A 13,418-nucleotide genomic window follows, 5' to 3' on the forward strand; every position below is an offset into this window, starting at 1 on the left:
GGGTTGGGCCGCCTGGCTCGAGGGCGACGGCCGCCAGGCGGCGCTGCGGGCGGCGCCGGTCGAGGTGGGCGCGCGGTTGCGGGAGGCCCTGTTCGAGCGCGTGTCGTCCGCCGTGCTGACGTCGGCGACGTTGTCGGTCGCTGGCCGGCTCGACGCCTTCGCCCGCCGGCTGGGCCTCGACGCGCTTGGGGATCGCGTGGAGACGGTCACCGTCGCCTCGCCCTTCGCCTACCGGGAGCAGGCGCTGATCGCCGTCCCGACCGACCTTCCCCGCGTGCCGCAGGTGGAGGACGGGGCGTACTGGGACGGCGTCGTGCCGTTCCTCGAACGCCTGCTGCTCGCCTCGGAGGGACGCGCCCTGCTGCTCTTCACGAGCCACCGGGCGCTGCGGCAGGCGTACCATCGCCTCCGGCCGGCGCTGGAGCGCGCGGGGATCCAGCCGCTGGCCCAAGGGCTCGACGGCAGCCGGTGGCGCCTGCTGGACGCGCTCCGGCGCGACCCGCGCACGGCGCTCTTCGGGGCGGCCAGCTTCTGGGAAGGCGTGGACGTGCCCGGTGAGAACCTGCAGCTCGTGGTGCTCGCGCGCCTGCCCTTCCGGCCGCCGGGCCACCCGCTGGGCCAGGCGCGCGCGGAGGCCGTGCAGGCGCGGGGCGGGGACCCGTTCGCGGAGCTTTCGCTGCCGGAGGCCGTCCTGCGGTTCAAGCAGGGGTTCGGCCGGCTCATTCGCAGCCGCGAGGATCGCGGCGCGGTGGTCGTGCTCGACGATCGGATCGTGCGCACCGCGTACGGTCGGGCCTTCTTGAGCTCGCTGCCGGACGCCTCGTGCTTCGGGGGCCATCAGGCGGAGGTCCTGCGGGCGGTCGCCGACTGGCTTGCCGGACGCCGGTCGGCGAGCGACTTCCCCGCCCTCAGGGAAGACGCCGACGCGTGACGGCCGGCGCCGGTGCTGCGCGCGCCGAGCTGTGTCGTCGTTCGAACGATTTCGTCGTACGGCCTCGCTCGACATCGCCGAATTTCGGCGTGTTCTGTCGCCACGTTCGCGTGCGACGCGGATGGTTCGCGTCGTTTGCGCATCCAGCATCCGCCGGATTGGCGGCCTCGCCGCGAGGGCAACATAACGACGCCGGCATCCGCCGGCGCGAGGAGGTTGTCGACGTGGGCGAAGGTCGGGAGCGCCCGGTCCGCTCCGCGGACACGCCTCGAGAGCGGCTGAAATACGAGGTCGCGGAGGAACTGGGCTTGCGCGACGACATCGAGCGTCGCGGTTGGGCCAACATGACGACGCGCGAGGCGGGCAAGGTGGGCGGCAACATGGTGCGCCGCATGGTCCGCTTCGCCGAGCGCCGCATGGCGCGGGACGGCCAAATCCCGCGCGAGGCCGACCAACCCGAGTAACCCGGTCGTTGGACACCTTCGGAGAAAGCGGGTCCCTGCGCGGACCCGCTTTCGCTTCCGCTCGACGGAAGGCCCGCATACCTCGCGCGGGGGCGCATACCTCTGGGGTAGAAACGCCCTCTGCGAGGGGGACCTGAACCATGCGTCGCGAAGCGGACATCAGTCGCTACGATCCGGGATTCCAGCTGGGCGCCGTGGCCGCCGGCGTGGCCTGCGCGTTCGTCCTGACGCTCCTCGCGTCCGCGTTGATGGCGCTCGCCGTGTACTCCACCGGGCTTGCAGACACGACGGCGGAGACGCTGATCTTCTACGGCGGCGTGCTGTGCCTGGCCGCCGGAGCGGGGTACGGATCCCGCCGCGCCGGATCCCTGGGATGGCTGCACGGGGCCGCGGTCGGCGTCGTGTACGCGGCCCTGGCCATGGCGGTCGGACTGCTCGCGTTCCAGTCGGACGTCACTGTCCTCGACCTCTTCAGGCGGCTTGTGCTCGGCCTCATCGCGGGCATCGTGGGCGGCGTTCTTGGGGTGAATCTCTAGCGCCGCGCCGCCGCTGTGTCCGGTAGAATACAGGAGGTGACGCGGATCGACCCTGCGTGCGGGGTCGATCGCTGTGTGGGGGAGGGGGACAAGGGTTTGAAGTCCTATCGCAACTACATCAATGGGCAGTGGGTTGAGGCCAAGAGCGGCGAGCGCGTGCCCAGCATCAACCCCGCGAACGGTGAAGTGCTGGGCGACGTGCCCAGGTCCGGCCCGGAGGACGTGGAAGCCGCGGTCAACGCCGCGCGAGAGGCCTTCAAGAAGTGGCGGCTCGTGCCGGCGCCGAAGCGCGGCGAGATCCTTTATCGCGCGGCCGAGATCCTGCGCGACCGCAAAGAGGAATTGGCCCGCATGCTCACGCGGGAGATGGGCAAGGTCCTGCCCGAGGCCCGCGGCGACGTGCAGGAGGCCATCGACATCACGTACTACATGGCGGGCGAGGGTCGCCGGCAGTTCGGCCACACCGTGCCCGCGGAGCTTCCGAACAAGTGGGCCATGAGCGTCCGGGAACCGATCGGCGTCGTCGCCGTGATCACGCCGTGGAACTTCCCGGCGGCCATCCCCAGTTGGAAGATGATGCCCTCGCTGGTGCTCGGGAACACGGTTGTGTTCAAGCCGGCCACGGACACGCCGATCCTCGCGGCCATGCTCGTCGAGATCCTCGAAGAGGCCGGCCTGCCCCCGGGCGTCGTGAACCTCGTCTTCGGCTCTGGTGAGGCGGTGGGCGAGGCGCTGCTGAAGCATCCGGGCGTCGACATGGTCTCGTTCACCGGTTCCGTGGAGTCCGGGACGCATGTGGCGACGATGTGCGCGCAGCACGGCCTGAAGCGCGTCAGCCTGGAACTGGGCGGCAAGAACGCCATCATCGTGCTGGAAGACGCGAACTTGGAGCTTGCTCTCGAGGGGATCCTCTGGAGCGCGTTCGGCACCACCGGCCAGCGGTGCACGGCCTGCAGCCGCGTGATCGTGCAGCGCAGCGTGGCCAAGAAGCTCGAGGAGATGATCGTCGAGCGCGCGTCCAAGCTGCGCCTCGGCGACGGCCTCCTGGAGACGACGGACGTCGGACCGCTCATCAACCGTCGCGCGGTGGAGCGCGTGCACGGCTACGTGGAGATCGGCAAGCAGGAGGGCGCGCGCCTCGCATTGGGCGGCAGCCCGGCCGAGGAGGGCGAACTGGCGAAGGGGAGCTTCTACCGGCCGACCGTCTTCGCGGACGTGCGCCCGGACATGCGCATCGCGCGCGAGGAGATCTTCGGCCCGGTGCTCTCGCTGATCCCCGTGGACACGATGGAAGAAGCGATTCGCGTCAACAACGAGGTCCAGTACGGCCTGTCGAGCGCGATCTACACCCAGGACGTCAACCGTGCGTTCGCGGCCATCCGTGACCTCGCCACGGGCATCGTCTATGTCAACGCGGGGACCATCGGCGCGGAGATCCAGCTGCCCTTCGGCGGTTACCGCAAGACGGGCAACGGCCACCGAGAGGCGGGCCAGGCGGCGTTGGACGCGTACAGCGAGTGGAAGTCGATCTACGTCGACTATAGCGGCCGCCTGCAGCGGGCGCAGATCGACAACCAGTAACGGCCGCGGCGCCGAAGATGGCCAAGCGGAGACGCCGCGCGCCTGGCGCGGTGCGCGCCTGCATGGTGCGCCGCCCGGGCGGGCGGCGTCGCCGTTGCTGCACGCCTGGCGGGCGTTCGCACAGGCGTGTCGATCGCCGTCGCACGCCTGTCATGGGGTCGACCTGGACACCGTAGTATACTGTTGGCATCGTCACGCGCATGGGAGACGGACCATGGATCTCAGCGAACAGCTCGGCGGCGCCGTCAACGAACTGCACCAGTGGCTGACGAGCCGGCTCGCTTCCCTGACCGGCCGCGGCCTGCTCAAGCCGCCGCGCAAGCCGCGAGCGGCGCGGAACATCTTGGCCACGGCGAACGCTGCGGAAGGGCGTGGCAAGCTGGTCCTCGCCGGCTGTGGGGACCTGTCGGATGACGCGCTCGTGCGCCTCGTTCGCGTCGCGGGCGGGCGTTCCATCCGCGTGCAGGTCATCGTCGGCTTCCAGCTGGACTTCGCGGCCGCCGGCCGGCGGTGGTCGAGGCAATTCGCGCGCTTCGGCGTCGGCGACGTGGTCGCGGCGAGCGTCACCACGCGCGTGCAGGCGGAGGACGAAGTCCGCGCGGCCGCCCTTCGCGACGTCGACCTGATCGTGCTGTCGGCGGACGACCTGCGCCACGCCGCGGCGTTGTTGCACGGAAGCGCGGTTCAGCGCGCGCTCCAGGACGCCCTGGCGCGCCGGGCCACCGTGCTGCTCGCCGGCGCGGCGGCGGCGCTGGCGGGCGACTGGAGCCTGGCGCCGGACGCCGAAGACGGCGGGCTGGCCGCGGCCGGCCCGAACGCAGTGCCGGGTCTCGGCCTCCTGCCGGGGTGGGTCGTGGACGTCGCCTACACGCGGGCGGGTCGCGCTTCGGCTTTCCTTCAGGGACTCTGCCAGTTGCCGAGCGACACCCGCTTCGCCCTGGCGCTTGAGCCGGGCGCCCTCGCGATCGTGGACGCCGGGTGCGTGGAGGTCGCGGGGGAGGGAGGAGTCGGCTTCTATGACGTCCGCGCGGTGTGCGCGGCGGCGGCCGGTTCGCCGTCCGGCCTCGTCGGCGTGCCCGTGACGGTCGTCCCGGCCGGACATCGCCTGGACCTCGCCAGCGGCACCGTGGCGCCGGCGGAGACGATGCGCGCGCCGGCGCGGCGCGCGCCTTAGCCGGGCATCCCCCCGAACAGCCGCCTCTTCAACTCGTCATGCGACAGCGTCACGCCGCACGTGGCATGTGCGGCGCCGTTCCACTCCAGCGTCAGGCGGCAGCCTTCCGGGCGCGGGTCCGCATAGAGCCGCAGGGGGCCGTGCGCTTGCGCGAACAGCGCCCGTCGTCCCGCTCCGGCTGCTCGCACGAAGGAGAGGAACGCCTCGTGATCCTCCGGCGCGAGCCGCGTTTCGGCGGTGAGCGCCAGGCCGTCCGCCTCACGCGTGGACCACACGAAGATCCACGTGCCGTTCTCCGCTTTCAGCAACAGGTCCAGGTCGCCCATCCCGCGGGTCACGCCGCGCCCCTCACTCGGAGCGGCTGTGGCGCGCGAGGTAGGCCGCGGCCTCGCTGCGGCGCGACACCTGCAGCTTCGACAGAATGTTGCTGACGTAGTGCTTGATCGTCTTCTCGCTGAGGTATAGGACCTCGGCGATCTGCTTGTTCGTCTTTCCCTGGGCGATGAGCTCCAGGATGCGGCGCTCCTGGGGCGTGAGCGACGCGAGTCCGGCGTCGCCCGAGGCCTTGGACGGCGTGCGCAGCCGCTCGAAGACCTTCTGCGTCAGCGACGGATCCAGCAGGGAGCCGCCGCGGCTGACGGTCTCGATGGCCTGCGCCAGCACCTTGCCCCGCGTCTGCTTGAGAATGTACCCCGCCGCGCCGGCGGTGATGGACGCGAACAGCGCCTCGTCGTCCGGGTACGAGGTCAACATGATCACCTGCGTCTCCGGGCGTTCCGAGCGGATTTCGCGGCAGGCGTCGATGCCGCTGCCGTCGGGGAGCCGCACGTCCATGACGACCACGTCCGGCTTCGCCTGGCGCGCGGCCGCGATCGCCTCCTGCACGGTGCTGGCCTCGGCCACGACCTGCAACCCGGGTGTCCGGTCGAGGAGCGACTTCAGCCCCAGGCGCACGACCTCATGATCATCCACGAGCATGACCCTGACGGGCGTCTGCGTCTCTGACATGTCCATCACGCCTCCCATGCGAGTTCGTCATGATGAACGGGAACGTCGACGATGACGACCGTGCCCTTCCCCGGAGCGCTTTCGACGCGCAGTTCGCCGTGCAACGCGCGAGCCCGCCGGCGCATGTTGGCGAGGCCCTGGTGCTGGCCGGCTTCGTCTTCCGTCGGCACGCGGTCGACCACAAAGCCCTTGCCGTTGTCGCGGACCTCGATCCGGGCGCGGTCGCCCTCGCGGCGCAGCCGGATTTCGAGCCGCGTCGCCTCCGCGTGGCGCACGGCGTTGGTCAGGGCCTCGTGCACGATGTGCCAAAGCTCCCACTGCTGCCGGCGGGACATGTCGCCGAACTCGCCGTCGACATGCATGACCTTTTCCACGTCCGGCCCGGTGCCGGCCGACTCCAGCAGGCGCTTCAGCAGGGCGGGGAACGCCTTGTCCGCCAGCCGGTGGGAGCGCAGGTCGAGGATGTAGTGGCGGATGTCGGCGACGATCGCGCCCAGCCGGTCGATGGCCTCGTCGAGCTGAGCCTTGACCTCGTCCGGCCGGTCGTCGATGAGGTCGGCGGCGTTCTCGAGCGCAAGCTCCACGGCGTAAATGGATTGGATCACGCCGTCATGCAGGTCCATCGCGATCCGCTCGCGTTCCTCCACGACCGACAGGCGCTGCACCTCTTCATACAGGTGGGCGTTGGCGATGGCGATCGCGGCCTGCGCCGCGAACCGCTCAAGCGTCTGCTGGTCTTGCGGCGTGAACGGTTCGCCGTTCAGCTTCTCGGACAGGTAGAGGTTGCCCAGGATCCGGTCCTTGAAGATGACCGGCACGGCGAGCAGCGTGCGCATGACGGGGTGGTGGGGCGGGAAGCCCACGGAGCGCGGATGTTGCGAAATGTCGTCGAGACGCAACGGCGTGCGCGTCTCCGTCACCAGCGCCAGAATCCCGTGCCCCTTCGGCGGGGGACCCAGCTTGGCCAGGGTCTCCTCGTCGATGCCGGACGTGTAGAACTCGTCGATCGCGCCGTCCGGCCCGAGGACGGCGAGCGCCCCGTACTTGCTCCCGATGACCTGGCAGCTGAGCTCGACGACCTTTTGCAGGACGGCCTTCGACGTCCGTTCGCTCGTGATCTGCAGCGCCGCTTCGTGAAGCGCGGCCAATTGCGCGCTTTGAAGGCGCTCCGCCTCATAGGCGCGTTTCAGCTCGCCCTCGATCCTTTCGACGGCCCGCCAAACGAACGTGGAAAACAGGATGACGCCGACGATGATGATCGCCGCGATCGTGAGGTGGACGGCTTCCCGCGAGAATCGCGGCTCAAGAAAGAAGTACTGCAGGAGCTGCAGGCCGACCAGGAACACGATCGGCAGCACGAGCGCCCACAGCTTCAACGACTTCAGCGTCAGCTGCACGGCAAGGCACGCTCCCGCCCTCAGTGTAACCCTAAAGGGACGAACGGACATTCGTCGATCGGATGACCGCGACTTCCCCGAACGGACACCCGAACACGACCGATCGACATTGGCAGGCAGTTCCTCCGGCCCCATCGCGCGCGCGACGATCGACCGCATGGAGAACGGTGCCATCGCCCGTAGGTGGCGCATGCCGCCGGATGTACGTTGAAATCGCCAGCGGCGCGGTGCCGCGGCGAAAGGAGGAGCAGCCATGACAAGGCGGTACACCTGGCGGGACGGTGTGGACCTGGCTGGAGCCGCGTTGAGGGTCTGGCTCGGGGTGCAGTGGTTCCACGCGGGCATCGGCAAGGTCGGCAACCCGGCCTGGACCGGCGACCACGCGGGCGCGGCGGTGACGGGCTTCCTGAAGGGCGCCCTCGCCAAGACGGCCGGCGAGCACCCTGACGTGCAACCGTTCTACGCGAGCTTCATCCAGCACTTCGCCCTGCCTCACGCGAAACTGATGTCGTTCCTGGTGGCGTACGGTGAAGTGCTCGTCGGCATCGGGCTGGTCCTGGGTGCGCTGACCACGTTCGCGTTGATCGCCGGCGCGCTGATGAACCTCAACTACATGCTGGCCGGCACGGTGAGCGTGAACCCCATCTGGTTCACGGTGGCTGTGATCCTGCTCTTCATCGGGACGACGGGACGGTTCGGCGTCGACGGGCTGTGGCGGTACCTCCGGCGCCGCAATGCGCAGGGCACGGAGGGCGGCGAGCCCGGGGCGCGCGTGCACAAAGCGGCGGCCTGAACGCGGAACGGGCCGGCTGCGGGACACCCGCAGCCGGCCCTTGTGACGGATGACGTGTGCGACCTTGAGCCGGCGCCCATCGGGACGCCGGCGGCAAGAGAGTGAGGTGCCACAAATGTTGAAGCGGATTGCGCTGGTCGTGGTGATGGGGCTTGCCCTTCTGCTGGGCGCGGCCTGCGGACCGGTTCCGCAGCAGGCGACGACGGCGCCGGGCGCGGGCGACGCGAATGCCGGAACGGGCAGCGAAGCGGCGGACACCGCCAAGCTCCCCGTGGCGGAGGCGGTGTCGCCCGAGGCGCCGGCTCCCCCGGCGGCCGGGACGACGGTCAAGGTCACGTTGCCGATCGAACCGCGCAAGTTGGAGGTGGCCCCGGGGCTGGTCGAGACGGTGTGGACGTTCGGCGGCCGGGTCCCCGGCCCGGTGATCCGCGTACACCAGGGGGATACGGTGGAAGTCACCCTGGTGAACAAGGACACCATCGCCCACTCGATCGATTTCCATGCGGCACGCGTGGCGCCGGATCGAGCGTTCGCGGATGTCGCGCCCGGCGAGTCCAGGACGGTCACCTTCCGGGCCAACGACCCCGGCGTGTTCATGTACCACTGCGGCACGGCGCCCGTGCTGATGCACATCGCCATGGGCATGTACGGCATGTTGATCGTGGACCCGAAGGACGGTCGGACGGACGCACGGGAATTCTCGCTTGTGCAGAGCGAAATGTATAAGAATATGGACATGCAGGCCATGACGGCCGGGCAGGCGGCCGCGGTGGTCTTCAACGGCCGGGCGGACCAGTACAAGGAGAACCCCCTCAAGGTCAAGGTGGGGGAGCCGGTGCGGCTCTACGTGGTCAACGCCGGACCGGATCATTTCTCCGCGTTCCATGTCGTCGGCACGATCTTTGACCGCGTCGAGCCGGACGGCAACCCGAAGAACGCCCAGTATGGCGTCAGCACGTACACGCTCGCGCCGGGTGGCGGGGCGGTGTTCGAGACTCACTTTGACGAACCGGGCAAATACCCGTTCGTGACGCACTCGTTCGGCGATGCCACGCTCGGAGCGATCGGCGTGATCGAAGTGACGCCATAACACGGTCCGAAGGCCAGTGCGGGGCGGCCGGCCCGCGCCGGTCGCCCCGGAAGCTCGGAACGCAGGGAAGGGGCGGGGGAATGAAACCGCTCACGTTTGGCGCACGGGCGCGTTCGGATGTCGTGTTCGCGTACGCCGGCGCGGCGCTGGCCGCGCTGCTTGTTTTGCTCGGCTGGATGGCGGCGCGCCCGGATCTGGCGTTGCGCCCGGCGGAGTCCGGCCTGGCCGCCTTCGGTCTTCTGCACCTCGACGTGCTGGGCTGGGTCACGATGACGATGTTCGGCACCAGTTTCAATCTCGTGCCCGTCATTCTGCATCCGGCGCGGCTGCCGGCCGTTGTGGGACGGCGGCTCCTGATTCCTTACGCCGTGGGCGTCGGCCTCTTCGTCCTCGGTTTTGCCCGAGCGGAGGCGCCGCTTCTGGCGGCGGGCGGCACGCTGGTGGCGAGCGTCCTCCTGGCGCACGCGGCGTCGTGGATCCGGGCGGTCTGGCCGGTCCTGAAGTCGGATGCGGGGCGCCTGCCGACGGCGTGGGCGTTCGCGCTCGCGCCCGTGTTCCTGGCGGAGACGGCGATTCTGGGCTTCGTCATGGCCCTCGCGCTGGCGGGACTCCTGCCGGGGCGGCTCGTGGCGATGGCGCCGGTGCACATGGCGGCGGCGATCGGCGGGTGGCTGGGCATGGTCGTCGTGGGCGCCGCCTACCGGTTGATTCCGCTCTTCTTCGCGACGGAGCGTGGCCACGAGGACGACCGCTTCGGCCGCCCGGCCGTCGCCGCGCTCGCCGTCGCCGTCGTGGCGATCCAGTTGGCCCACTTAGGCGCCTCGTGGGCGACCGGCTTGGCCTGGGCGGCCGCACTGGCCGGCGTGGCGGCGTTCGGCATGGACATCGTCCGCATGGTGCGGCATCGCGCCCACAGAAAGCGCGAGCCGGTCACCGTGCTCACCGTCGCGGCGCTGGCTCACGGCCTGGCGGCCATCCTCGCGACGGTCGCCGGGGTGGTGGGGGCGGCGCCTGCCGCATGGCCCGTCCTCGCCCTCTACCTCGGCCTCTTCGCCGCGCCGACGCTGCTCATCATCGGCCAGCTGTCGCGGATCCTCGTGTTCTTGACGACGCTCGACCTGGCCGAATGGGCGCGAGACCACAACGAGCCCAGGCGGACGTGGAACGTGTCGCGCCCGCAGCTCAGCTACGCGGGGTACATCCTGCTGCAGGCCGGCATTCTCGGCTTGGCGGCCGCCGTGGTGGCGGACCGGCCGCTGCAGGACGCGCTCGCCCGCCCGGCCGCGCTTCTCCAACTGGCGGGCGGGGTCGCGAGCGTCGCCGCCCTGTGGCCCGCGTTCGCCGCACGGCGGCACATGCGGGAGCGTGAGGCGTGACGCGGGCTCACCGCAGCGGCAGAAGCACGAGCATCATCAGGTCCCAGACGGCGTGGCTGACGATGACGGGCAACAGCCGTCTCAGGCGGAGGTAGAGGTAGGACCAGAAGGCACCGCCGATCAGCGCCGCCGCGACGAGCGCGGGGTTGCCTGAAGCGCAGTGGACGAGCGCGTAGGGCGCCACGCTGGCCGCCCAGGCGGCGGCTGGGCTCCATCGCCGGAGACCGGTCTCCAGCACGTACCCCTGCCAGAAGACGGATTCCGCCGGCCCGGCCACGAAGAGCAGGAGCGCGGCCATGAGCCATTTCGGGAGGCGGGTCATCGCGTACACCGTCGTGACGCCGCCGGCAAACCCGGGCAGACGTGACAGGAGTGCGTCTCCGGCCGCGAACAACGCGTAGAGCAGGATCGCCGTCGCCACGCCGATCAGCGCGTCCCGGGCGGCATCCGCCACCATGGCGTGCGGCCGGTGCGGCGGCGTGGCGGCAGACCGCGGGAGCCGGCTGCGACGGTAGGCGCCGAGGACCCCGAGCACCGCCATGGCGGGCCCCATCAGCCACCAGAAGGGAAGCGGACGCCAGGCGAACACGACGATCCACAGGGCCGCGGCCAAGACGAGGTCGAGGGCGAGCGCGGCTCCGGGTCGGAGGGTCACCATGCGAGCAGCAGTCCGCCCGTCAGAGTCAGGCCCATCCAGAGGTGCAGGCGGGCCGATGAGACCTCTGGGAACATCGTCTTGGGCGAGGCCAGCGTGTCGACCATGTCCCGGTGCGCGCGGCGCGCGACGCCCAGCGTGAGGAGGGCCAGGAGCGCCGGCGCGGGCAGCCAGTGCACGGCGACGGCGAACACGACCCAGGCGTAGGACCCGAAGACGAGCGCCTGCCAAACTCGGAAACCTGCCTGCGCGCTGATGCGCGCCGCGAGCGTGCGGGCGCCCGAACGCCGGTCGGTTTCCCGGTCACGGACGTCGTTGGCGTGCAGCGCCGCCGCCATCAGCAGCCCCAGGGGCACCGACGCCGCCATGACCGCAGGGGACACGTGGCCTGTCGCGATGCGGGCCGCGGCCCAGGCGGGCAGAGGGCCCAAGAAGATGGCGATCAGCGGCACGCCCAGCGCCCGGTACTTGTAGTTCAGTGGCGGGGCGGTGTAGAAGTACGCCCCCAGGGCGCCCACGGCCGCGACGGGCAGGACCCACAGACCCGCGACCGCCGATAAAACCAGGCCGATGGCGCATCCGACACCCAGGAGAATGAGCCCGAGGGCCAGGACCTGTCTGGAGGACATGCGCCCCGTGAGAATGACCTTCGACGGGCACGGCGTTTCCAGCGTGTCGACGCCGTTCCGCACGTCGTAGACCTCGTTGATGACGTTGCAGGCGGCCTGAGCCGCCACGAGGCCGATCCACACAAGAAGCAGCCGCCAGGCCGCAGAGGGGTCATCGGGGATCGTGGCGGCGGCCGTCACCAGCACCGGCATGGTGGCGCCGCTCAATGAGAAGGGGCGGGTCGACTCGACGACATCCCGGACCCGGGCACGCATGGGCCGCGCCGTGGGAGACGCGCTAGTCGACATCGCTTGGCACTCCCGCCGTCAACGGCACGCGGGTCCGGCGCCCGATGCCCTTTGTGTGGTCCGTGACGAAGAGTTCGGTGACTCGCAAGCGCACGGCCACCAGATCGGGAATGCGCTCAACGAACCGCTGCAGGGTGGGCGCCTTGCGGAGCAGCTGCTCGCGCACGTCGTTCACTTCGCGAAGGAGGCCCAGCTCCTGGCCCTGGGCCTTGCCCTGGAGAAAGCGGTCCGGCTGGGGACCGTTGATGGCGAAGGCGGCTTCGGACGCTGCACGCAAGTTCGCGAGGGTCAGGGCTTCCGGTTTGAGGTTGATGAGCAGGTCAAGACCGTCGTCCGTCCACCGTTCTGCATACCAGACGGTTGCGATCCAGAGCCCCGCGGGTCCGTGGGTGGCGACCGTGACGTGATTGTGGCCGGCCAGAACCTCGGCGGCGACTTGTCGCACGTCGTGCTCCACGAGCATGCCCTCCTTCGGTGAAGGCCTCGTCAGGTGACGGCATCGTAGGGGACGGCGGCGCGCCACCGGGCGCGCATTCCCCCTCCTGCAGTACCGCTTCGCACGACGTGTGCATAGGACCGTTCGTCCCCGATTCCACGGCCGTTCGGTCCGGCCGATCGGCCGTTGCCTGCAACCGTATGAAGTTCAAAATGGACAGAAGGGTCAGGAGGGAACTGCGATGGCGCTTGCGATCCTCTACGTCCACCTTGTCGCCGCCATGTTCTGGGTCGGGGAGATGCTCGTCCTGGCGCTGATCGTGACACCGGTTGCCGCGAAGCTTGGCGACCCTGCGAAGCGCGCAGCGTTTTACCAGACGATCGGTCGACAGTCGCGGCCATGGATGCTCGGCGCGCTCGGCCTGCTGCTGCTGACGGGCGTGGGCAACCTGTGGGCCATGGGCTTGACCTGGAGCCAGCTGACGTCTGCGAGCTTCTACGGAACCCCGTTCGGCCGCGTGCTCGCGTGGAAGCTCGCCTTCGTGGCTGTGATTCTCGTCGTGACGATCGTGCATGACGTGGCGATGCGACGGTTGGGCGCCAACCGTGACCAGCGGCCGCTGACGCCTCAGGAGCGCTCGCGCTACAGGATGTTGGGCAGTTGGGTCGGTCGCGTGAATCTTCTTTTGGGACTCGTCGTCGTGTACCTCGGGTTGCGCCTCGTCTTTGGGGGATAAGGGCGCGGCGGACCGCGGCTTGCGCCTGCGTGGGCGCGTAATCGGCTACCTGCTTCTTAAGTTGACATAATGTATCTTATCGGAAGTGGAGACCGAGGTCCGAATTGCAAGCCGGCGGGATCGGTCGTCGACGCGTTGCAAGGCGGCGCGGTGCCGCGGTGACTGCGCCGGTGATCATGACAACGCCTCTCACCTCGAACGCGGACCCACCGGCAGGCGCAGCCGCTGGCCGGGCTTGATGACCACCGTGCTCAGGCGGTTCTCGCGGCGGACGTCCGCGATCCACGTGCGCGGGTCCTCGTCCGGCGCGAACCGGCTGGCCAG

Annotated in this window: 15 protein-coding genes; 9 read left to right on the forward strand and 6 right to left on the reverse strand. The window is 69.9% G+C overall.

Annotation, left to right across the window (positions count from 1 at the left end; all coding sequences use genetic code 11):
* From IRZ18_05170 to IRZ18_05190, 5 genes are all read left to right on the forward strand, one after another.
* On the forward strand, window positions 1-931 hold a 931-nt coding region (locus IRZ18_05170; protein ID MBX5476501.1), incomplete at its 5' end, for a hypothetical protein.
* A 224-nt stretch (window positions 932-1,155) separates the two neighbouring features.
* A complete protein-coding gene (locus IRZ18_05175; GenBank protein ID MBX5476502.1) occupies window positions 1,156-1,395 on the forward strand; it encodes an alpha/beta-type small acid-soluble spore protein in 240 nt (79 codons plus the stop codon).
* 140 nt (window positions 1,396-1,535) lie between these two features.
* Window positions 1,536-1,931 carry a TIGR04086 family membrane protein gene (locus tag IRZ18_05180; GenBank protein ID MBX5476503.1) on the forward strand — a complete coding sequence of 132 codons (396 nt, stop codon included), beginning with the start codon at window positions 1,536-1,538 and terminating at the stop codon, window positions 1,929-1,931.
* 96 nt (window positions 1,932-2,027) lie between these two features.
* Window positions 2,028-3,512: an aldehyde dehydrogenase family protein gene (locus IRZ18_05185; protein MBX5476504.1), complete on the forward strand. Its 1,485-nt coding sequence runs from the start codon at window positions 2,028-2,030 to the stop codon at window positions 3,510-3,512.
* A 214-nt stretch (window positions 3,513-3,726) separates the two neighbouring features.
* The gene (locus tag IRZ18_05190; GenBank protein MBX5476505.1) at window positions 3,727-4,686 is read left to right on the forward strand and encodes a hypothetical protein; all 960 of its coding nucleotides are present in this window, start codon (window positions 3,727-3,729) and stop codon (window positions 4,684-4,686) included.
* Here the strand turns inward: IRZ18_05190 and IRZ18_05195 are convergent.
* The 3 genes from IRZ18_05195 to IRZ18_05205 are packed head-to-tail and all read right to left on the reverse strand — an operon-like array spanning window position 4,683 to window position 7,091.
* Entirely contained in the window at window positions 4,683-5,024 is a 342-nt protein-coding gene (locus tag IRZ18_05195; protein MBX5476506.1) for a hypothetical protein, read from the reverse strand. The genes IRZ18_05190 and IRZ18_05195 overlap by 4 nt on opposite strands.
* A 10-nt stretch (window positions 5,025-5,034) precedes the next feature.
* A complete protein-coding gene (locus IRZ18_05200) occupies window positions 5,035-5,694 on the reverse strand; it encodes a response regulator transcription factor (GenBank protein MBX5476507.1) in 660 nt (219 codons plus the stop codon).
* 5 nt (window positions 5,695-5,699) lie between these two features.
* Window positions 5,700-7,091 (reverse strand): GAF domain-containing sensor histidine kinase, encoded by a 1,392-nt coding sequence (locus IRZ18_05205; protein MBX5476508.1) that lies wholly within the window; start codon window positions 7,089-7,091, stop codon window positions 5,700-5,702.
* Between the two features lie 253 nt (window positions 7,092-7,344).
* Between IRZ18_05205 and IRZ18_05210 the strand changes: the two genes are divergently transcribed.
* From IRZ18_05210 to IRZ18_05220, 3 genes are all read left to right on the forward strand, one after another.
* On the forward strand, window positions 7,345-7,884 hold the full coding sequence (locus IRZ18_05210) for a DoxX family membrane protein (GenBank protein ID MBX5476509.1): 540 nt from the start codon (window positions 7,345-7,347) through the stop codon (window positions 7,882-7,884).
* A gap of 115 nt (window positions 7,885-7,999) precedes the next feature.
* Window positions 8,000-8,974 carry a multicopper oxidase domain-containing protein gene (locus IRZ18_05215; protein ID MBX5476510.1) on the forward strand — a complete coding sequence of 325 codons (975 nt, stop codon included), beginning with the start codon at window positions 8,000-8,002 and terminating at the stop codon, window positions 8,972-8,974.
* Between the two features lie 80 nt (window positions 8,975-9,054).
* Window positions 9,055-10,350 carry a hypothetical protein gene (locus IRZ18_05220; protein MBX5476511.1) on the forward strand — a complete coding sequence of 432 codons (1,296 nt, stop codon included), beginning with the start codon at window positions 9,055-9,057 and terminating at the stop codon, window positions 10,348-10,350.
* 7 nt (window positions 10,351-10,357) lie between these two features.
* Here the strand turns inward: IRZ18_05220 and IRZ18_05225 are convergent, their stop codons facing one another.
* Genes IRZ18_05225 through IRZ18_05235 form a run of 3 tightly spaced genes read right to left on the reverse strand, consistent with a single transcriptional unit; the run spans window position 10,358 to window position 12,385 of the window.
* Window positions 10,358-11,008 carry a CPBP family intramembrane metalloprotease gene (locus tag IRZ18_05225; GenBank protein ID MBX5476512.1) on the reverse strand — a complete coding sequence of 217 codons (651 nt, stop codon included), beginning with the start codon at window positions 11,006-11,008 and terminating at the stop codon, window positions 10,358-10,360.
* Window positions 11,002-11,922, reverse strand: coding sequence for a prenyltransferase (locus IRZ18_05230; GenBank protein ID MBX5476513.1), 921 nt, complete (start codon window positions 11,920-11,922; stop codon window positions 11,002-11,004). The genes IRZ18_05225 and IRZ18_05230 overlap by 7 nt, the downstream gene beginning before the upstream one ends.
* Window positions 11,912-12,385 (reverse strand): pyridoxamine 5'-phosphate oxidase family protein, encoded by a 474-nt coding sequence (locus IRZ18_05235; protein MBX5476514.1) that lies wholly within the window; start codon window positions 12,383-12,385, stop codon window positions 11,912-11,914. Before IRZ18_05235 ends, IRZ18_05230 begins: the two co-directional genes overlap by 11 nt.
* A gap of 214 nt (window positions 12,386-12,599) precedes the next feature.
* Between IRZ18_05235 and IRZ18_05240 the strand changes: the two genes are divergently transcribed.
* Window positions 12,600-13,094, forward strand: coding sequence for a CopD family protein (locus IRZ18_05240; GenBank protein ID MBX5476515.1), 495 nt, complete (start codon window positions 12,600-12,602; stop codon window positions 13,092-13,094).
* Window positions 13,095-13,418 lie beyond the last annotated feature (324 nt).

It is taken from the genome of Clostridia bacterium, assembly GCA_019683875.1.
GTDB lineage: Bacteria > Bacillota > Sulfobacillia > RBS10-35 > Bu92 > Bu92.